This is a genomic window from Faecalispora sporosphaeroides DSM 1294, assembly GCA_000383295.1.
In the GTDB taxonomy this organism is placed as follows: Bacteria; Bacillota; Clostridia; order Oscillospirales; family Acutalibacteraceae; genus Faecalispora; species Faecalispora sporosphaeroides.
This window is the reverse complement of record KB911080.1, coordinates 1-20,076: the sequence shown is the minus strand read 5'-3', so window position 1 is coordinate 20,076 and position 20,076 is coordinate 1. Positions and strand designations below refer to the sequence as shown.

Sequence of the window (20,076 nt, the reverse complement as noted above, 5' to 3'; positions counted from 1 at the left end):
TACAATTTTTACTGTTTGTATTTTAATCTGCGGCAAAAGAGAGGCTTTCAAAGAAACGAAAGCCTCTCTTTTGTTATGGAGGATATGAAAAAGAGTTACACACAGGCATCGCCAAACTCTCTGCCCGAAAGGGGAATGGAGTTATTTCGGCTGCTTTCCAATATAAGCGAGAATTCCTCCGTCCACATATAAAATGTGTCCGTTTACAAAATCGGAGGCGGAGGACGCAAGGAACACCGCCGGCCCGATCAAATCGGACGGCTCGCCCCAGCGGGCCGCCGGTGTTTTGGAAATGATGAAGGAATTGAACGGGTGGCCGTTTTCGCGCAGCGGGGCCGTCTGCGGCGTGGCAATATAACCCGGGCCGATCCCGTTGCACTGAATATTGTATTCTCCGTACTCCGACGCAATGTTTTTGGTCAGCATTTTCAGGCCGCCCTTTGCGGACGCATACGCCGAAACGGTTTCTCTGCCGAGCTCGCTCATCATGGAGCAGATGTTGATGATTTTTCCGCCGCCGTTTTGAATCATGCCCGGAATAACGGTTTTGGCAACGATAAACGGCGCGGTCAAATCCACGTCGATTACCTCACGAAATTCGGCGGCGTCCATTTCACACATGGGAATGCGTTTGATGATGCCGGCGTTATTGACCAGAATATGGATGGGGCCCATGTTTTTCTCAATATCGGCGATCATCTCTTTCACCTGAGCCTCGTCGGTCACGTCCGACACATAACCCACGGCGTCGATTCCCGCCCTGGCGTATTGCTCCTTCGCCTTCTCCACCGAATCCGCATGGATCCCGTTAAACGCGATTCTGGCGCCGGCCGCGGCCAGCCCGCCGGCAATCGCAAAACCGATGCCATAGCAGCCGCCGGTGACAAGCGCAACCTTTCCTTTCAGGGAAAACATCGTCTCTATTTCCATTGCTGCATCTCCTTTTATTTCAGCGCGGTGATGTCCACCGTATCCATATCGTCAAAGGCCTGATTCTCGCCGCCCATCGCCCAGATGAAGGAATAGTTGCAGGTTCCGCAGCCGGAATGGATACTCCAGCTGGGGCTGATGACCGCCTGCTCGTTCCGCATCACCAGATGCCGGGTTTCCGTAGGGGTGCCCATAAAATGGAACACCGCATTGTCCTCCGGAACATCGATATAGGTGTAAATCTCCATGCGGCGCTCGTGGGTATGCACCGGCATGGTATTCCACACACTGCCCGGCTCCAGAATCGTCAGACCCATGGAAAGCTGGCAGGTTTTCAGTACATCCGGGTGAATAAACTGGTTTATCACTCTCCTGTTGGCGGTCTCAAGGCTGCCGAGCGGCTTCTTTGCCGCGTCGGCAATGCCGATAAACGTAGTTTGATAGGCGCAGTGAGCCGGAGCGCTCACCATGAAGTATTTCGCGGGGTTCGCATCGTCCTCGCTGGAAAAGGTAACGTTGCGAGTGCCCATGGTGATATACAGGCAGTCCTTGCAGCCCATGGTAAAACGCTGGCCGTCGGCTTCGATCACACCCGCCCCGCCAATATTGAAAATGCCGATCTCCCGTCTCTCCAAAAAGAATTCGGTGCCAAAGCTGGCCCAGACGTCAATCCCTTTGTCGATGGGCAGCGTTTCCCGCACGGGCATGCAGCCCAAGGTCACCATACGATCCACATGGCTGTACACCGCAACCACCTCGTCCGGCACATACAGGTTATCAATCAAAAATTCAGACCGCAGTTCTTCTGTTGTATACCTCCTGACGTCTCTTTGATTGGCCGAGTAACGAATATCCATAAAAAACTCCCTTTCTCCGGGTAATTTTGCAGATCCAATTGCGTCGTTCCCACACTTTCAAGCTGACGGGCTTTTTGCCCGTGCAGACGAAAGAAGAAACCCGGGCAGAAATCACCCCGAAAAGCCCTTTCTTCCCATGGAGCCGCTTCAAACCGCAGGAACCGACAGGACTTTGTTTTAGAAATCAATCGAAAAATCTTGTATACTTGAATACAAGCTGACCGGAAACATTCGCCTGTGATCATCATATACCACCCCTAAGATCTCTGTCAAGAGTGCAAAAAGACAAATCGAGCTCATCGTTTTGTTTATTTCCCTAAAAATATGGAGTAAAAACTAATAAAATAATCTTACTTGTCCATTTCTACCGCTGCAAGCATTCTTTTTTCTTCTGAAATAAAAAGGCAAGGGTTTCATGAAATCTTTATGAAAACCCGTTCTTTTTATAGATTCATTCTCGCCCCGCTAACAAATTAGATAAAAAATTTAAAAAAAATAAAAAAGTATTGACAAATAGGTTCTATCGGGTATATAGTCATATCAGAAATCAAACGAAAAATCACTTCTGGTGTTGCTATCTTGCATTCAAGTATACAAGTGTTGATCATCAATACCAGGAAACGAGGGAAATCTTGAACACTTATTTGAAATCGATGAGCAGCGACGACATTTACCACGCGCTCAAAGACGACATTTTGAACCTGAGGCTCAAGCCGGGCCAGATGATCAGTGAAAATGAGATCGCGAACAGCTACCATGTTTCACGCACTCCGGTAAAAACCGCCTTTTTACGTCTGAAGGGAGAAAAATACATCGAAATCCTCCCCCAGAAGGGCAGCTTTGTCACGCTGCTGGATATGCAGTACATCAAAGACATCATTTACATGCGCTATGTTCTCGAGGTGGACGTCATGAAAACCATTCTGGAACAGGGGCCGTACGACGATTTGATGCACGAGCTGAAATCCAACCTGCAAAAGCAGCTGATGATGATTGAGCACGATAATCCCAATCCCCAGAATTTCTACGATATTGACAGCCAGTTTCACTACCTTCTCTTTCAGAAAGCGGGCCGCACAAAAATGTGGGATATTATTCAGGACTGCCAGGTGTATTACACCCGTTTTCGCATTCTGGATACGCTGACCACCTCCCGCTATCTGCAGCTGTACCAGGAGCATATTGAACTCTATAAGCTTCTGGAGGAAAAAGACCTGGGCGCACTGCAAAAGCACATGTACGAGCATCTTCACGGGAACCTGAAGGTGCTCTCCCAGAAAATCGACGGCGAATTCAAAGAGTATTTTATTCCGAGCGACCAATCAAAGCCTTGATAAACCGGATTTGACAGGCTTCGGAACATTGGGCTGGGGCCTGTTCAAAATACGAAACTGTCATTTAACATTTAAGGAGGGTCTGTCATTGAATAAGAAGTTTTTATCGGGCGTACTGTCTTGTGCGCTGGCCAGTTCCATGCTTTTGACCGGATGCCAGGGTGCGTCCACACAATCCAAAGCGCCGGAAAGCACCGGTGGAGCCAGCAGCGCCGCTGCTGCCGGGCAAATCACCAGCGACCCCGTAGAGCTGCGTTTCTCCTGGTGGGGCTCCGACAACCGCCACAAGGCCATTCAGGAAGTGATTGCGCTGTACGAAAAGAAGCACCCCAACGTGAAAATCAAAGCGGAATACGGCGCGTGGGACGGCTGGCAGCAGAATATTCTGACCCAGCTGGGCGGCCAGACCGAGGCGGATATTATTCAGGTGAACTACAACTGGGTGCATTCCTTCGGCAAGGGCAAGAACGTATTTTTAGACCTGAACACCGTCAGCGATTACCTGAAGCTTGACAACTGGGATTCCAACTACCTGAAGGCGATGGAGGTCGGCGGAGAGCAGGCGGCCGTTCCCCACGGCATGACAGCCCGCGCTTTCCTTTACAGCAAGCCGTTATTTGAGCAGTCGAAGCTTTCTTACCCCACTACATACCAGGAGCTGATGGATGCCGGTAAGGTCATCGGCAAAAACAACACCGCTACAGGCGCGGAAAACAAGTATGTACTGCTGAACATCGGCAAGGAATGCCCCGACCTGTTCATTGCTCAGATGCTCTACAACAAGACCGGCAAGGTCATGCAGGTAGCCGGCAAGGTGCAGTATACCGAGCAGGAGGTTGCGGCCGCGCTGGAGCAGTACAATGCGTTCGCAAAATCCGGCGCCATGCCCACCTTCCAGCAGCAGAACGCGATGGCCAACGAATCCAACCCCGATTGGACCAGCGGCCGCGGCGGCAGCATTTATGAGTGGATCGGCACCATGGACAAATACCTGAATTCCTACAAGGGCGGCAAAGCCAAAGAAGAAATTGCGGTTGCCCCCTACCTTGTGGAAAAAGCGGGTGAGACCCCGAACATCTATGTAAAGCCGAACCTTGGCTATGCGATTTCAAAGAACAGCAAAAACCCGCAGGTAGCGGCGGATTTCCTCAACTTCTTCTTCACGGATGAAGAGGCCGTAACCGCTCTTGGCACCAGCATCGGCATTTCCTCCAACTCGGCGACTCTCGCGATTCAGGAAAAGGCCGGACTGCTCAAGGGCATCATGAAGGACGGTTACGACATGCTGGCAAAATACCCGCAGACCGTTCTCGACCCCTATTTCGAGGATTCCAACGTGCGCGGCGCCCGTTATGCCGCTCTGGAAGCATACCGTTCCGGTAAGCTCAGCTCCGCCGAGGCTGCGAAGCAATATATCAGCAAGCAGCAGGAAGAGCTGGATAAACTCTTCAAATGAGGGCCGGTAGAAAAAGGAACTTCGCGCCCTATCTGATGCTCATACCCTGGGTGATTGGGTTTATCATCTTCAAGATTTATCCCATCGTCATCTCCTTTGTGTACTCGCTGATGGAATACCCCATTCTGGGGGACCCGGAATTCATCGGGTTCGACAACTACGTCCATATCTTTACGAACGACGACGTGTTTGCGTCCTCCATCGCGGCGACACTCAAATATGTTTTGATCGGTACCCCTTGTGTTCTCGTCACTTCTTTCTTTGTGGCATATATTCTGAATTTCAAACTCAAAGGCGTAAACCTGTTTCGCACCGCATATTACATTCCCTCCATTTTAGGGGGGAATGTAGCGGTCTCGATTTTGTGGATTCAGCTTTTCGACATCAACGGGCCGGTCAACATGCTCTTGGGCATCTTTGGCGTGAATCCTATCTTTTGGCTTACAGACGAAAGCTTTGCGGTGATTACACTGATTCTGCTGAAGACCTGGCAGTTCGGCTCTACCATGCTGATCTTTCTGGCGGCGCTCCAGAACGTTTCCCAGTCTCTGTATGAGGCGGCGAATCTGGACGGAGCCACAAAGCTGCAGCAGCTGTTCCGCATCACGCTTCCGATTATTACCCCCATGCTGCTGTTCAACATGGTAAACGTGCTGGTAAAGGCGTTTCAGGAATTCAACTCCGCCTATCTGATTACAAAGGGCGGCCCGAACTATACAACCTACTTTTTGAACGTATACATTTACGATCAGGCCTTTATGAACGGAAATTACGGCTATGCCAGTGCTCTCACCTGGATTTTACTGATGATTATCGGTGCGCTGACGGCCCTGGTATTCTCGTCCTCAAAATACTGGGTCTACTATAATGATTAAGGGGGACGGAACATGAATCGAGTCAGTCGTTTTTCACTCAACGCGGCATTCCGGTACGGCGTACTGATCGTGATCGGCGTTTTTCTGATCTACCCTCTTCTCTGGATGGTAGGCTCCAGCTTTAAAGAGAATCTCGATATTTTCGGCACACTGGCAATTCTGCCGCCGAAGGGGCGAGGCACGCTGGAAAATTTCAAATCGGCCTGGCAGATCAAAAGCGACCACACCCTGCCGTTTTATTTTGGGAACACAATGAAATTTCTGATTCCCAAAACGATTTTTACCATTGTTTCTTCCACAATCACCGCCTATGTGGTGGCCAGAAAGAAATTCGTGGGCAAAAAATTTGTGTTCACGGCAATCATCATCACCCTGCTGATGCCCGAGCTTGCATTCCGCATCCCGCTGTACCTTTTGTTCCGGGATGTCGGTCTGCTGAACACCTTTGCGGCCTTGTATGTGCAGGATATTTTCGCGGCGGGCACCTGCTCCTTCTTCATCTTTATGGAGATTCAGTTTATGCGTTCGATTCCGAGAGAGCTGGACGAAGCGTCCGTCATCGACGGCTGCAGCGACCTGCAAACTCTGATTTACGTGATCGTACCGATTTTAAAGCCCATCATCATCACGGTCGGCCTGCTCTGCTTTATGTGGGGCATGAACGACTTCCAGGGCCCGTTGATTTACCTGCGCACCCCGGATAAAATGGTGATGTCGATGATTTTGAAGCAGCAGCTCGACGGCGACACCATGGTCGTTTACGGTAAGCTGTTCGCGGCTTCTTTCATGGCGCTTCTGCCCATGATCGCCATTTTCTTCGCCGGCTCCCGCTACTTTGTAGACGGCGTTGCCAACTCCGGCGGAAAAGAATAAGATCCCTTATATGATACCGTGATTTTCTCCCCCGCCCCCGGCGGGGGAGAAAAAACGGTTTTCCGCCCCAGTCAGTCAAATCGCCGCACCCTTTTTCTGAAGAAGCTCGCGGAGGCTGTTACAGACAAATTCAAAACAGGAGGAACAACCATGAGATTCATCCGATTTTTGGCACAAATGGTCGACTGGCTCGTCAGCCTGGCCGCTCTGGTGGTTTCATTCCTTATCGTTCTGCCCGTTCTGAAGCAATTGCTGCACAACACCGTCCTCTCGGCGCTATTGACGCTGCTGACGGCAGTTCTTCTCGCGGTTGCCATACAGATTCCGTTCTGGAACGTGAATCAGACGGCAGGGAAGGCCTTCTTCGGGCTGGAGATTCAATCCAGCAACGCGGACCGCCCCCTCACTGTTTCAATTATAGTGCAGCGGGAAATTTTCTGTAAGCTGATGAGCTGTTACCTGATCTGCCTCCCCATGCTGTGGGGAAGCCCGGGCGGGCACGAGGCAGCCACGGAAACACAGGTGGTGCGCAGAAGAAAATCTTCCGCCTGTTATAAAAAGTAGAGGTATTTGGTATGCTGAACGTACTCACCACTACTCCCTTCGGCTTTGTGCTGGAGCTGGAGCAGGACGGCTGCTTCTTTACCCCGCAGCCCTATACCCTGTTGGTAAACGGCACGCCCCGCCTAACCGGAAGCGACCCGGTGATCAGCCTGTTCGGCCTGAGGCCCGACACGGAATACCGGGTGGAAGTCCGCGGCCTGGGGGAGCCCGCCGCCGCGGTGATCCGCACCGAGCGCTGCGGGTTTGCCATTCATATCAAAGACTATAACGCCGCAGGAGATGGCATCCGCAACGATACGGCGGCCATTCATGCGGCGATTTATTCCGCTCCGCCGGGCTCCGTCGTGATCTTCCCGCGCGGGGAATACCTGGTGGAGCATATTTTTCTCAAGAGCGGCGTAGACCTGTATCTGGAGGAGGGCGCCGTTGTGCGCCAGAATCCGAACCGGGACGCTCTGGCCATTGTAAAAGGCTACCAGAAAAGCTACAATTACACCGACGCCGTGATCAACGCCTCGTGGGAGGGGAACCCGCTTGATTGCTTTTGCAGCCTGATCTACGGCAAGGATGTTCGGCAGGTGCGGATTTACGGAAACGGCGTCTTAAACGGCGGCGGGATGGAAGGCGGCTGGTGGAACGAGCCCAAGAAAAAGAACCGGGCATTCCGCCCGCGGAATATTTCTCTGGTGAATTGCAGTGACATTGCCGTCTGCGGCCTCACCAGCCGAAACAGCGCCGCGTGGAACATCCACCCCCTGTATTCTAACAACCTGTCCTTTTACGGCCTGACGATTCAAAGCGACCCCCATTCCCCGAACACGGACGGCCTGAACCCGGAAAGCTGTGAAAATGTGCAGATCGTCGGCTGCCGCTTTCAGGTGGGCGACGACTGCATCGCCATCAAGTCCGGCAAGCTGTTTCTGAGCCGCCGCCATCTGCGCCCCAGCAGGGGGATCGCCGTGCGGCGCTGCCTGATGGAGGAGGGGCACGGCGGCGTGGTGATCGGGTCTGAAATTTCATGCGGCGTTCAGAATGTTCTGGTGGAAAACTGCCTGTTTCGCCGCACCGACCGGGGCTTTCGCATCAAAACGCGGCGCGGGCGCGGGAGCACCTCCGTAGTGGACGGCGTTCGCTTTTCCCATGTGAAGATGGAGCAGGTCTCCCACTGCTTTGTGGTCAACATGTTCTACCACTGCGACCCGGACGGCCACAGCGATTTGGTGCAGTGCAAAGATGCCCTGCCGGCAGGGCCGGAAACGCCCGCCGTGCAGAACATCACCCTCTCCGGCATTTGCGCCGACGGAATTGCGGGGAGCGCCGTTTTTCTGTACGGCCTGCCGGAAAGCCCCATCCGCAATGTGAAAATAGAAAACAGCCGGTTCCGGTTTGCAGAACAGCGGCTGCTGGAATGCCCTGATATGATGGACGACCCCGTTCTGATCCCCAATCTGGGGATTTACGCCAGACATGTGCGGGGGCTGACTTTTAAAAACAATCAAATGGAAGGCACCCACGTGGACGAAATCGAACGGGAGGAGAAAGCATGATGGGATACCCTGAGGTAATGGATTTTTTGGAAGATCTTCTCCGGCGTTCCTCCCCCACGCGCCCGGCCTGGAACCAGGAGGCCCTGCTGGAAAACCGCGAGCCAGGCTGGAACTACGTTGACGGCTGCATGCTCAAAGCCGTTCTGGACCTGTACCGCGCCACCGGTGAAAGCCGCTACGCGGAGTTTGCGGAACAGTATATGGACGCTCTCATCGACACGCGGGGTGTGATTTCAGGCTACCGCCCGGAGGATTACAACTGCGATCATATCAACGAGGGCAAGGTACTGTTCGACCTGCTCGACCTGACGGGCAAGGCAAAATACCGGGGAGCCATCGATCAACTCTATTCCCAGCTGCGGCGTCAGCCGAGAACGGCGGAAGGAAACTTCTGGCACAAAAAAATGTACCCGAATCAGGTCTGGCTCGACGGCCTGTATATGGTACAGCCGTTTTACATGGCCTATGAGCGACGGTTCCATGAGAACCGGAACTATCGCGACGTTTTCACCCAGTTTGAAACCGTGTTTCACCGGATGCGCGACGCTTCGAGCGGCCTTTTGTACCACGGCTACGACGAATCGAAAAAAAGCTTTTGGGCAAACCCCGAGACTGGGTGCAGCCCGAACTTCTGGACCCGCTCGCTTGGCTGGTACGCCATGGCGCTGGTCGATACCGCCGAGCAGATGGACGAAATGTTTTTCTATGAGTACCAGACGCTTCAGGAACAGCTTCGCCTGTTGATCGATTCCCTGCTGCGCTTTGAAAACCCCGAAACCGGGCTGTTCTACCAGGTGACGGATGCCGGAAACCGCCCGGGCAATTATCTGGAAACCAGTGGCTCGTGCGCCATAGCCTATGCCATTCTGAAAGCGGTTCGCCTGCAGTATTTGCCGGAATATTATTTTGAGGACGGCAAGCGGATTTTTGAAGGGGTTCTCAGACATAAGTTTATCAAAAACGGGGACGGTTACGAGCTGAAGGATATCTGCCTTGTGGCGGGGCTTGGAGGATACCCCAGCAAAGGGGACTACAAGGTGCGCGATGGCAGCTTTGCCTATTACATCTCCGAACCAAAGGTGAGCAACGACGCCAAGGGAGTCGCCCCGTTCCTGTTCGCCTTTGCGGAGCTGCTAAGAAAGGAACGGGAGAGCGTATGAAAATCGGCGTAAGAGCGCATGACTTCGGGCGGATGAGCCCCGAAGATCTGCCATCCTGCATTCACAAGGCGGGGTTTGAGGCGGTGCAGCTCGCACCCACCAAGGCCATTCTCGGCATTCGCGGCTGGGGCGACATCACCCCCGCCGATCTGACCGCCATTCAGACCGGCTTTGCGCGCAATCAGGTAGAGATCAGCATTCTGGGGTGTTACATTGAACCCGCCCTTCCCGACAAACAGGCCAGAATGCAGCAGGTGGAAAACTTTCTGCTGGCCCTTTCGTATGCGAAAGAGCTCGGCGTTCCCTTTGTTGGGACGGAAACCACCCGCCTTGACCCTTTTACCGAAGAAACCTTACGCCCGGAGCGCTACCGAAACCTGAAGGACAGCGTGCTGAGAATGGTGGAGCACGCGGAACGCCTGGGTGTGCAGGTGGCGATCGAGCCTGTGGCCGACCACACGCTGAACACTGCCGGGCTGACCCGCCTGCTGCTCGATGAAGTGGGCTCCGATTGCCTGAAAGTAATTTTTGACCCCGTCAATTTGATTCTGGAGCACACCGCCGAACGGCAAACGGAAGTGTATGAGGACTTTTTCCGGCTGCTGGGCGAGGAAATCGCGGTGGCCCACATCAAGGACATTGTATTCGATCACGGCGAAAAGGTCTGGCGCAATATCGGCCAGGGCAGCATTGACCTGAACTGCGTATTCCGGTGGCTGCGGCAAAACAAGCCGCAGATTGCCGCGCTGCGGGAGCATGTTCACCCCGAGAGCAGCGGAATCGATCTTGCCGCTATGAAACAGCTTGCAGGGATTTCTTCTTGATTCCTCCATAGAAAGAACATCGGCCACAGCTTCCCCTGTGGCCGATGTTCTTTCTTCTTAACAAACTCCAAAACCAAAAGCGCGCGGGAAGCCGCCCTGCTGTTCCCACTTTTCCGCAAAGCCGCATGGTAACAGACAAATTCCAAGCCCGCCTTTTGCGGCCCGCGCGCCTTATGTTTTTTGTTATGCAAGTGTGGTGCCGCCCTCAAATAACACGACGTCGTGGATCGGGTCGACCTCCGGCCGCTCTTTCTGTTCGATCTGATAGACCAGAGAACTTACAATCGACTGCGAAAGCGCGGCGTAATTCTGGCACACCGTTGTCAATCTGGGGTAAACAAGCTCCGCAATTTCCGTGCCGTCATAGCCAACAATTTTCAGCTCCTGCGGCACGCGAATCCCGCGCGACAATGCCGCCCGCAAAATTCTGGCCGCTATGTAATCTATGGCGAAAGCGCCGTCCACGCCCGAAGCGACCGAAAAAATCTTTTTTTCCGCTTTGGCGTATTCCTCACAAATAGACCCTTGCTTTTTCAATTCGTAGGTCGTGCACTTTATACCGTTTTCCTCCATCAGCCTTTGAAAAGCTTTGTGGCGCTCCTGTGAGTTCGTTTTTATTCGGCGGTCACTCATAATCTGCACCACGTTCTTACACCCGTTTTCTATCAGCTTTCGCGCGGCCAGCTCCCCGCCCCTCCGGTGATTGGAGCTGACATTCGGAATCTGGTCGCCAAGCTTCATGTCGATGGATACCATGGGAAGCACCACCTTTCGGTACTCGGAGGTATCCAGCGCATGGCTCCCGATGACGATGCCGTCTACCTTGTTCTGGCGCAGCATCGCCAGGCATTCCCTTTCTTTGTTCGCCTTTTCCTCCGTATTGCACAGCAGCATTTTGTAGCCCCGGCTGCTCAGCTCCATTTCAATATATTTGGCCAGGCACGCAAAAAAAGGGCGGCTAACATCCGGTATGAGCAGCCCGATTACAAAGGTTCTTTGCCAATACAGATACCGCGCGATCTGATTCGGATAATAATTCAGTTCTTCAATGGCCTGATTCACTCGCTGGTACATTTCCTGCGATATGTATCCGCGTTTATTCAGCACACGGGAAACCGTCGTTACCGATACACCGGCCTTTTCAGCCACATCTTTAATCCCTGCCATAACGAACCCCAAGTCTCCTTTATCCTTAATAAACTCCAAAATGAAAGCATTTTGAAGCGCACGGAGAACCACCGGCATTGCCGGCGGTTTGTCGCCGTTCCCAATCAATGAGCACCGAAAGGAGCACTGTGTGAATTCCTCCGCGGTTTGAAAATCAGAGGTTTTCAACTTCATTGACTCTATCGTTCTCCTCCTCTTGTATGCAAGTTGTTTAACCATACTATAATTCAGAATGGAGGAGCATGTCAATCGACTGTCAATCAAATTCACATAAAAATGCACCTAAGCATGGGGCCTCGTACTATTTTATCATCAAAAAAAATATTTGAGATTCCCAATCAGATCCATTCCTGATTTGCCGGAAAAGCTTCATGGATTGGATTCTCTTTGCCCTTGCCCCTATTTTCATCGAAGCGCGACATATATTGTAAAAAAGGAGTCGCAAAAAGCCGATCAAAGCTTTTCGGAACTCCTTTTGTATGGTACCTTGAAATCCCCTACGGAAAGAAAATGCCTGATCTTCCCCACGCCATGTTTCAAGTACAGCAATTAAAATTGATCCGCAATTTTTACCTGCCGGCCAACGCCGGAGCATTATCTCCACAAGGAGATGGGGAAAGGCTGCAAAGCGAGGTGGTGTCAAAAAAATCCGTGTGCACGACCTTCGGCACTCACACGCCAGCCTGCTTATCGAGCTAGGCTTCTCACCTTTTGTTAATTGCCGAGATTAGGCCACGAAAACATTGAAACAACGCTGAATTCCTATTTGTATTTATATCCTCACAAGCAGGCTGAATTGGCTCAAAAACTTGAAAATATAGGGTTTTAGCATCTCAACATCATAGAGACAATAAAAGAGCCCAGAAGGCCAGTGTTTACAAGGCTTTCTGGGCTTTTACCGTCTATTCCCACTCGCTCCTGAAAAAGAAATCTTAAACAGTTTTGCTTATGAGATTTAGCTCAGATTACTTGAATTATTTTCATTATTCAGATGGCATGGGCTATCTGATTTTTTGTTGCCATAGTGTTGCCACGAAACGCAAGAACAACGAGAGACTTTATGGCTCTCCCATCATCATTTTATAGTGAGCTTCGTGCCCCATTTTGAAAAATACTTCTTTAAATATCTGTTTGTATCGGTCTATCGAATCTGTGTAGCTGTCGATATACAAATCATCGGGAATGGTATGTGAGCCGTCATTGATCCAACTCAACAAAGAACGGCAGATCATTTTTTCTTCTATAGTTGAGAAAGAATCTACGATTGTGTCATCCTTCGTTTTACCAAGAATACTAAAGTAGTTTTCTAAAATTCTTCGCATAATATTTTGCGTTGTAATAAGCGAAGCGTTTGTGTTACTTTTTAATTCTTCCCACAGTAATTCATACGACGTTTTGATCGGATTGTTTCTTTCGTATGCCTTGATAGAGGATATGTTATTGTCCTTACTTATAATCCAGAAATGTATATCATTGCAAACTTCGGTTCTACGATCAATAAAAGCGGTTTCCTTGTGGAAAAACACATTATGCGTGAGAATGAAAATCTGCTCTACATCAGAATTCCCCTCACGAACATCTTTTATTAAGCCTTTAACCAAAGAACTTACTATGTATAAAACTGTACTATCAAGGCTGCAGATCGGGTCATCCAATACCAAAACCTTACGATTAGATACTTTTGCAACATCGACGGAGCCTTTTGCAAACTGCAAAAAATACAAGAACGATATAAATGTTTCTTCGCCCTCGCTTAATGTATTGGTGGCAAGGGTGCCATCCATACGCTGTATTTGATATGCGTTTGGTTGAGCTGGAGACGGTACAATTTTGAAATTAGTAAAACCATAGCTTTTCAAAGAACGATTGATCTCATCAACCGTCGGCTGAACGCTTGTTATGTTCTTTCCGGCTTCCACAATTTTGCCGTCCAAATCATCCAACTGTTGCTTGCATACGTCGATTCCTTTTTGGATCCCTTTTTTAGCTTTAGCAAAGGTTTCAATATCATTCAAATACCCTGCAATTAACGCTTCGTTTTCATCCATTAAAAACGCCCAAATATCAGCTACAAGAGTGTTCTTTTCGGATGTATAGTTATCAACCATTTCATTATGCTTAGCAATAGCCACATTTCCGTCAATAACTAATTGTTTTAATGAACTTATTGTTGCAGCTGCTTCAGTTAGCGAAATGATTCTGCCAGGTTCCTTTTCCTTGATGAGCATCTCTGCTTTATTCTTGGAAAAATGTCCATTAAGCAACTCTATAATCGAATCGAGCTTACTTGCCTCAATTCCCGCTGCAGGATAAGCTCCAAGGCTTGTCCGAAGCGTATTGATGCGCCTCAACAATTCGTCAGTATAAGAACCATATTGGCTAATGAACTGCTTTATTAGGTTGACATCCTGTTCGTATTCGCCACTAAAGAAAGCATCAAGTTGATTTTTCAACTCATCTGTGATGGTTTGCTTTTGACAAAACGGACATATTCCGTCTTTTCTCAAATGTTTTCTTCCTTGGTTTACCCAGTCAGCATTATCTAAAAGCTCAATAAGTCGTCCGATAGGAAGATCTTTGTTGCCGACAATTACTTTGCTCCAAATCGCGGATGTTTCAATCCCAACAATTTGCTCAACGATATTATCGAGAGCAAATGGAATGATAGGACATTTTTCAGGTTTCTGTGCAAATAATGTTTTAGCTCGCAAAAGTAGAGCATCTCTTGTTTCGGTGGAGGAATGCGATATTTGGTGCCGTCTAAGCACCTCATCTCGAAAACGTTCTTTATTGTTCCTAAAACCGCTGAAAGCCTCTTGAAAATCTGCTTCATTGGGTTTTAAAATTCGTTCCCACACAGTATCTCTAAACGTTGCTTTGTATGCGATTTCTTCTTGAATCTTCTTTTGGAGCGTATTACCTCGTGTTGTATAGTCTTCGTTCTTTTTAGAGCGTTGCTCTTTCATTTCTTCAAGAGCTTGTATATCTTCGATTGTTGCTTGACCAAGTGTAAATACACCGGCAATGTTCTCCTTGAAGTTTCTTACACGAAATTCACGATTGTATACAACCACATCAACTGCAGCATTGTTTTCCCATTCAATTTCACATTCACGATATTGCGATCCAGTTGGATTATACAAGAAATTGCTGATTGTGGATTTTCCACTTCCATTGGGACCATAAAAGAAATTGACCTTTTGACAATTTTCGATTGAGGTGCCCACTGATGGATAAGTGGCACAATTCTTTAGTTTTATTGCTTTTATCACAGGGGGCACCTACTTTCATTGCAATTAGAATCAACAAATACTACAAGCGTTATTTACACGCTCTGATTCTTACGAGTCATTCTACGGTTGCACATTTTTTCCCAAATACTATGGAGCAAACTGATTTCATATTCAGATAAACCAAGCCCCTCTTGGAGCAAGATGGTATCTGTATATTTCAAGATTTTATCAATCTCTCCATTGCGCTGCCAATGATCAATTTTTTGCAAATCTAACCGTTCGGCTATTTGCATAGGAATACGGATTCTTCGCATTTCTCCTGGCTCAAAAGTTAGGACACCTCCGCCATAACTTCTGCCAAGTGTTTCACTAAGAGCAAACGTGTATGTGTTCAAAAAGGCCGCTGCAACTTGTCTTCCATCAATGCCCTCTAAGAATCTTACCTTGTGAAGAGTATCAGTGACGAGAGCTTTTTTTTCGTTGAGAATCATCCTTGGATACAAATGCGCCTGGCGAATTAGGAAAGCATCCGCACACCAAGTCTGTGATACATGATACCACTTTGGTCTTATACGGCATTTATAATTCTTGTTGAAGCCTTTTTCTTCCCCCCACTGGATATATACCTTCTCTTCATCAGACAAGGTATCGAACTCCTTATTTCCGGGAGCAAAGAAAAACACCTTTTTTCCTAACTCAGTCAGATTGTTATAATCCTCATTTGTTAATTGCACACCTTTTAATTGCTCAGAACGGCTAATGATAGGGATAACGCTTTGTTGAAGATTAAATTTTTCTACTGTTACCCGGTTCATGACAAAAAAGTCATTCTCGCCACTTACAAGACCAACATTCACTTCAAATAAATCGGTTGCATTGGAAATTCTCGGATCACTATTAAGCCGTTTCAGCAGTTCCAACTCTTCGTTGGATAAATAGTATTTCACCCATTTGTCACGGCTATGGTCGAGTTCCTTTAGCTCGGTATTCTCCAAGCATGTTTGACCTTGCGCAACCAAATCTGCCATATCCTCCAGTTCTACAACACGAATGCCATGTTTATCGCAGCCTCTTTCACCCAACAGAAGAATAACTTCCTGCTGTATGTCATCAAAGACCAGTCGTTTGAACGTAACAAGTGTTAGCTTATCAAAAAACGTACTGAGGAACTGTCTTGCTTCAGCAGCGTAATCAACCTGGAATAGTTCAGCGGGAATAACCATTCCTACTCGACCAGTTGGCTTTAATGCCTTACAAGAAAGCACTAAGAACGGGAGCCAAATGTTTGTTAGGCGGTTGGGCTGAAATCCATGTTTATTCATCAAAGCAAATGCAACTTTACGATATTTCTCTGTAAAATGCTGATAGCGAATGAAAGGCGGATTTCCAACTATCACATCGAATTGAGTCTGGTCTTCAATGCTCTCTTGGTAGTATGTGAAAAAGTCTTTACAGACTACTGTTGTACCATACTGCGCAGATTTTTCAGCCTCAATATCATCCAATTCAATCCCAAGCACATTGTTCTGAATTTGCTCATCCGTAGCACCCAACTCTCTATAACGAGTGGTTATAGCACTCAAAAAACTACCGTCACCACAGCTTGGCTCCAAGACAGAATCAGAAGTTTTACGGATTGCCCAGTCTGCAATAAATTCAGAAATTTTGTCGGGGGTATAGTATCCGCCTCTTAATTTGTTATATCCGTCAATCGGTTTCATACCTGTTCCTCGACTTCCTGAGATTCCACCTGATAAAGCTCATCGATTGCGCTATTTAGTTCAGCGTTGATTGCCGTGATGGAGTGTTCCAAAACTGTACGACGAGCGGCATTAGGAGCAGAAGCTAGTTGTTCCTTTAACTGCATGATGTTTTGCACCATATCAACAATCTGCTGATGTTTGGCAGCTTCGGTAGGATTTTCAAAATCAATCTTGTAAATCGGCAAGGTCGCAATAAACTGCTTCCCATGAGAATAGTAATCTCCTCTAAAGGTACTTGCTCTACTTTTCACAAGGAGCTCCATTAACCAATGGTTCAAAATTGCCTGGATGTAGAAAATGGATTCCTGAGACGTAGCTTTCTTTTCTATACCATAGAAAGGACCATTTCCTCCACCTGTAAAGACAACCATGTCATTATCATAGACATAATTTGAGCTTGTAGACAGCACAGGCCAAACAAGATGTTCTCCAGAGAGGAACCTTCTTAAAGATTGGCTACGTCCGAACGCAAACCAATTTTCGGTAGTACGTCCGGGCATATTACGTTCATTCAACTTGTCTTTGAAACAATTCAAATATGCTAATGCATGAGGGAAGTTCTCTGTCATTTCGGCCAAACTATATAGAACCGGCCTTCCGTTTACCGACTTATACGGGAATATGATGTAGCTATTTGCTTCTATTTTCTCGTAACTGACAAGCTGCGTATCATATATGCTTTTGCGCAAAATCCCTTTCTCTATCTGGAACTCACGCCCCTGTCTATCGTGCGAGTAAATGAAATTCTCGTCTTCACGATCAGCGTGGATAATATAGATTTGATCAGCGCTTGTTTGAACACCAACAAAAATGTCAACCAAAGTAGAAAGGGAAACACAAGATTGCGAGATCTCTTCCAAATGCGCAACGATATTTTGAGGCAAGAACGACCACGGCTGACCACTAATGTAAGCAGCCGGATAGGTCAAGCATTCTGTATCATGATTGAATAAGAACTGATTCCAATCCTGAACAAAACCAATTTGGAATTCTTCGTGACCTTGCTTAGATAATACCAAGATGCAGGTGTAAGTGCTTCTGTTTTCAAAAACTTGATGAGTTCCGAAATGCAGAATTTTCTTAACATTGGAATTTGCAGAAAGCAATTCTCTCAATTTAGCGCCTGACTTGATATTCATAAACTTGTGCGGGACTATATAACCCAGCATTCCGCCATCGTTTAACAGTGCAAGTCCTTTTTCAATAAACAGATAATACTATCAGTTTGTGCGGTTACATAGGGAGAATGGCTGCTCTTATAAAAATCATACTCTTCTCGGGAATAGTGCACCATATTCTGGACACGAATATAGGGCGGATTACCGATAATTGCATCAAACTTTCGGTTGCCAAACTCAGCATTCCAATCGAACATCTTTAATTTGTTCATCAAAGAAACATTCTGATAAACAGATCGATCAAAACGTGCATAAGCCATATTCACAAGGCTATTGCCATTTTTGATATTCTCGTCCAAATTAGGAAGGATGCGTTGATTAGTACGCTGATGAAAAGCTTCTGCCTCCTCCAAAGACGAATTTTCCAATGCCTTTAGCAGCAAGCTAAACTTTGATACTTCTACAGCAAGAGGGTCAATATCAACGCCGAAGATGTTATTTTTCAAAATGGAGCGTTTTTTCTCGTAAGAAAGTATATAGTTTGTACTGCCAGCCAGTTGATAAATATCGCCTCTTCGCTCAGCATTTTCTCTATCATGGTTTCGATAATACTCAATATGATAGTTTACAATGTATTCAAATGCCGACAGCAAGAAGTTGCCAGACCCACAGCAAATATCTGCAATGCGATACTGAGCTACTTCCACGGGAGTTTTATTTTCATACAGAGGACGAAGCGTTTCTTCGATAATAATATCGGTGATGTTTTTGGGGGTGTTGACTGCACCCTGGGAGTCAACTACTTCGGGCTTTTCTTGCGTCTCAATATGTCCATCTTCTCGAATTACAAGATCCTCATCCAAGAACAGTTCATAAATCTGACCAATAATATACGGGTCAATTACACCAAACTCATAGGAGTTATTGGGGTAATACAAGCTTTGAAAGATCTCGATAATAACTGAGTCAGACACCGTAAGCCGATCCTCTTCTAAGAGTTCAAATAAGCCTGAATCGTATTTCTGGTCTGCCGCAGCGAACATTGTTCTTAGATCTTGGTATGTCGTAATAGCTTTCAGCGACTCATAGTTCTCGAAACATCTATCCTCACAAATGCGAAGGAAAATTGTTCTATCAAGAACTCGCTGGACGAAAATGTTGAGTGTTTCTGCATCAACGTTTGGATTGTTGCGCAGAATATCCTCACCAAGCATCATTCGCCAGATTCTAATCTGATCCAAGAAATACTGATCGAACGGTTCACGACGAAGAGCACCCTGAATGTTACCGAAATGGCGCTCAAACTGTCCGGTCAAGACTGCTTCTTTGGACAGCATGTTGTAAATTTCCTCAAAACGTTCCACATATTCGTCGAAGTGGTAGTGAGCAATCATTGCAACACCAATGTCATCGCCTTCTCTCGGACGAACAGAACAATCATAGATATATAGATCGGTGAAATTGGTCAACACTGAGACTTTTAAGTTTCCGCTCCATCCATATCTGCGCAACTGGAATGCCGGTGCGGCATCAATAGTAAGGTTTACCGCAGGTTTCTTTGTCTCAAGGAAATATAGAACTTCCGTTCCTACTTTGAAAGAATAATCTGGTTTTTTACTACGATGGACGCCATCTTCCTCGACAACAACGGTAGCCTCATGGGTAACTTCACGCAAGTGTTGTGGCAAACCACGTTCGTTATCTACATCCCATCCAAGGAGTTTGAAAAAGCGGTTTACAAAGTCAACACGGACTTGAGTCTCGTTATAGGTTGCCCTCTGGAATTGCGGATAATTATCACTGTATGTCTGAACAAGCTCAGCAACTTGTTCAGTTAGTGTAGCCAGCATCTCTGGTGTCATTTCTGCAATTCCTCACTTTCTGGTAAAAAGTCCATAATATCGCCAACGTTACAGTTGAGAGTAGCGCAAATCTTCATAAGGCTTTCCATTGAAACGAATTCATTTTTCCCCATTTTAGCAATGATGTTAAAACTGATTCCAGCAGTTTCTCTCAAATCAGTTCGGTTCATTTTTCTATCAATAAGAAGCTTCCACAACTTATCATAGCTAACAGGCATACCAAAAACACTCCCCTCAATAGAAAAACTAAATTCCGGTTGGATGGGCAGTCGGGCTGAAGTTACTCTTGCAAAAAAGCACCCGGAAGTAACTCTTACAAACATTGCAGCAGCTCTTGACTCACACCCAACGGTAACTTACAATAATAATACTTTACCTATGCGCAGGATAGGGCAACGCTGAGGAGCGACCTGAGCGGCGCATAGGGTTTGCGGGAAGGCAGCATCTTCAACAGGTGCTGCTTTTTTGCTGCCTTTCTGGAAACAAAAGCGATAAACCTCGGGGTTTAAGGGG

Annotated in this window: 16 protein-coding genes; 8 read left to right on the top strand and 8 right to left on the bottom strand. The window is 47.7% G+C overall.

What is annotated here, in order from left to right:
* Positions 1-141 precede the first annotated feature (141 nt).
* Together G340_RS0115925 and kduI are read right to left on the bottom strand one after the other, a co-directional pair.
* Positions 142-930 (bottom strand): gluconate 5-dehydrogenase, encoded by a 789-nt coding sequence (locus G340_RS0115925; protein WP_020074637.1) that lies wholly within the window; start codon positions 928-930, stop codon positions 142-144.
* Positions 931-944: 14 nt separating this feature from the next.
* Positions 945-1,787, bottom strand: coding sequence for a 5-dehydro-4-deoxy-D-glucuronate isomerase (gene kduI, locus G340_RS0115920; RefSeq protein ID WP_027104045.1), 843 nt, complete (start codon positions 1,785-1,787; stop codon positions 945-947).
* Between the two features lie 632 nt (positions 1,788-2,419).
* Here kduI and G340_RS0115915 point away from each other — a divergent pair.
* The 8 genes from G340_RS0115915 to G340_RS0115880 all read left to right on the top strand — a co-directional run bounded on the left by G340_RS0115915 (position 2,420) and on the right by G340_RS0115880 (position 10,420).
* Positions 2,420-3,121 (top strand): GntR family transcriptional regulator, encoded by a 702-nt coding sequence (locus tag G340_RS0115915; RefSeq protein ID WP_020074634.1) that lies wholly within the window; start codon positions 2,420-2,422, stop codon positions 3,119-3,121.
* A gap of 88 nt (positions 3,122-3,209) precedes the next feature.
* Positions 3,210-4,577, top strand: a complete 1,368-nt coding sequence (locus G340_RS0115910; protein ID WP_020074633.1) for an ABC transporter substrate-binding protein — start codon at positions 3,210-3,212, stop codon at positions 4,575-4,577.
* Between the two features lie 35 nt (positions 4,578-4,612).
* Positions 4,613-5,452 (top strand): carbohydrate ABC transporter permease, encoded by an 840-nt coding sequence (locus G340_RS0115905; RefSeq protein ID WP_407635368.1) that lies wholly within the window; start codon positions 4,613-4,615, stop codon positions 5,450-5,452.
* Positions 5,453-5,464: 12 nt separating this feature from the next.
* Entirely contained in the window at positions 5,465-6,325 is an 861-nt protein-coding gene (locus tag G340_RS0115900) for a carbohydrate ABC transporter permease (RefSeq protein WP_020074631.1), read from the top strand.
* A gap of 150 nt (positions 6,326-6,475) precedes the next feature.
* Entirely contained in the window at positions 6,476-6,889 is a 414-nt protein-coding gene (locus G340_RS17030) for an RDD family protein (RefSeq protein ID WP_033402342.1), read from the top strand.
* Positions 6,890-6,900: 11 nt separating this feature from the next.
* Positions 6,901-8,436 (top strand): glycoside hydrolase family 28 protein, encoded by a 1,536-nt coding sequence (locus G340_RS0115890; protein WP_020074629.1) that lies wholly within the window; start codon positions 6,901-6,903, stop codon positions 8,434-8,436.
* The gene (locus G340_RS0115885) at positions 8,436-9,596 is read left to right on the top strand and encodes a glycoside hydrolase family 88/105 protein (RefSeq protein ID WP_020074628.1); all 1,161 of its coding nucleotides are present in this window, start codon (positions 8,436-8,438) and stop codon (positions 9,594-9,596) included. Before G340_RS0115890 ends, G340_RS0115885 begins: the two co-directional genes overlap by 1 nt.
* Positions 9,593-10,420, top strand: coding sequence for a sugar phosphate isomerase/epimerase family protein (locus G340_RS0115880; protein ID WP_020074627.1), 828 nt, complete (start codon positions 9,593-9,595; stop codon positions 10,418-10,420). Before G340_RS0115885 ends, G340_RS0115880 begins: the two co-directional genes overlap by 4 nt.
* A 183-nt stretch (positions 10,421-10,603) precedes the next feature.
* Here the strand turns inward: G340_RS0115880 and G340_RS0115875 are convergent, their stop codons facing one another.
* From G340_RS0115875 to G340_RS0115850, 6 genes are all read right to left on the bottom strand, one after another.
* Positions 10,604-11,587 carry a LacI family DNA-binding transcriptional regulator gene (locus G340_RS0115875; protein ID WP_027104044.1) on the bottom strand — a complete coding sequence of 328 codons (984 nt, stop codon included), beginning with the start codon at positions 11,585-11,587 and terminating at the stop codon, positions 10,604-10,606.
* A gap of 1,058 nt (positions 11,588-12,645) precedes the next feature.
* Positions 12,646-14,859, bottom strand: a complete 2,214-nt coding sequence (locus tag G340_RS0115865; protein ID WP_081626971.1) for an AAA family ATPase — start codon at positions 14,857-14,859, stop codon at positions 12,646-12,648.
* 53 nt (positions 14,860-14,912) lie between these two features.
* On the bottom strand, positions 14,913-16,541 hold the full coding sequence (locus tag G340_RS0115860) for an Eco57I restriction-modification methylase domain-containing protein (protein WP_020074623.1): 1,629 nt from the start codon (positions 16,539-16,541) through the stop codon (positions 14,913-14,915).
* On the bottom strand, positions 16,538-17,752 hold the full coding sequence (locus tag G340_RS17670) for an Eco57I restriction-modification methylase domain-containing protein (RefSeq protein ID WP_081626970.1): 1,215 nt from the start codon (positions 17,750-17,752) through the stop codon (positions 16,538-16,540). The genes G340_RS0115860 and G340_RS17670 overlap by 4 nt, the downstream gene beginning before the upstream one ends.
* An 11-nt stretch (positions 17,753-17,763) precedes the next feature.
* Entirely contained in the window at positions 17,764-19,563 is a 1,800-nt protein-coding gene (locus G340_RS17665; protein WP_081626969.1) for an Eco57I restriction-modification methylase domain-containing protein, read from the bottom strand.
* Positions 19,560-19,781 (bottom strand): helix-turn-helix domain-containing protein, encoded by a 222-nt coding sequence (locus G340_RS0115850; protein WP_020074622.1) that lies wholly within the window; start codon positions 19,779-19,781, stop codon positions 19,560-19,562. The genes G340_RS17665 and G340_RS0115850 overlap by 4 nt, the downstream gene beginning before the upstream one ends.
* Positions 19,782-20,076: the final 295 nt, after the last annotated feature.

Coding starts and splice junctions, on each gene's coding strand:
- G340_RS0115925 (WP_020074637.1), bottom strand. CDS start 930: ATGGAAATAGAGACGATGTTTTCCCTGAAAGGAAAGGTTGCGCTTGTC.
- kduI (WP_027104045.1), bottom strand. CDS start 1,787: ATGGATATTCGTTACTCGGCCAATCAAAGAGACGTCAGGAGGTATACA.
- G340_RS0115905 (WP_407635368.1), top strand. CDS start 4,613: ATGCTCATACCCTGGGTGATTGGGTTTATCATCTTCAAGATTTATCCC.
- G340_RS0115900 (WP_020074631.1), top strand. CDS start 5,465: ATGAATCGAGTCAGTCGTTTTTCACTCAACGCGGCATTCCGGTACGGC.
- G340_RS17030 (WP_033402342.1), top strand. CDS start 6,476: ATGAGATTCATCCGATTTTTGGCACAAATGGTCGACTGGCTCGTCAGC.
- G340_RS0115890 (WP_020074629.1), top strand. CDS start 6,901: ATGCTGAACGTACTCACCACTACTCCCTTCGGCTTTGTGCTGGAGCTG.
- G340_RS0115885 (WP_020074628.1), top strand. CDS start 8,436: ATGGGATACCCTGAGGTAATGGATTTTTTGGAAGATCTTCTCCGGCGT.
- G340_RS0115880 (WP_020074627.1), top strand. CDS start 9,593: ATGAAAATCGGCGTAAGAGCGCATGACTTCGGGCGGATGAGCCCCGAA.
- G340_RS0115875 (WP_027104044.1), bottom strand. CDS start 11,587: ATGGCAGGGATTAAAGATGTGGCTGAAAAGGCCGGTGTATCGGTAACG.
- G340_RS0115860 (WP_020074623.1), bottom strand. CDS start 16,541: ATGAAACCGATTGACGGATATAACAAATTAAGAGGCGGATACTATACC.
- G340_RS17670 (WP_081626970.1), bottom strand. CDS start 17,752: ATGCTGGGTTATATAGTCCCGCACAAGTTTATGAATATCAAGTCAGGC.
- G340_RS17665 (WP_081626969.1), bottom strand. CDS start 19,563: ATGACACCAGAGATGCTGGCTACACTAACTGAACAAGTTGCTGAGCTT.
- G340_RS0115850 (WP_020074622.1), bottom strand. CDS start 19,781: ATGCCTGTTAGCTATGATAAGTTGTGGAAGCTTCTTATTGATAGAAAA.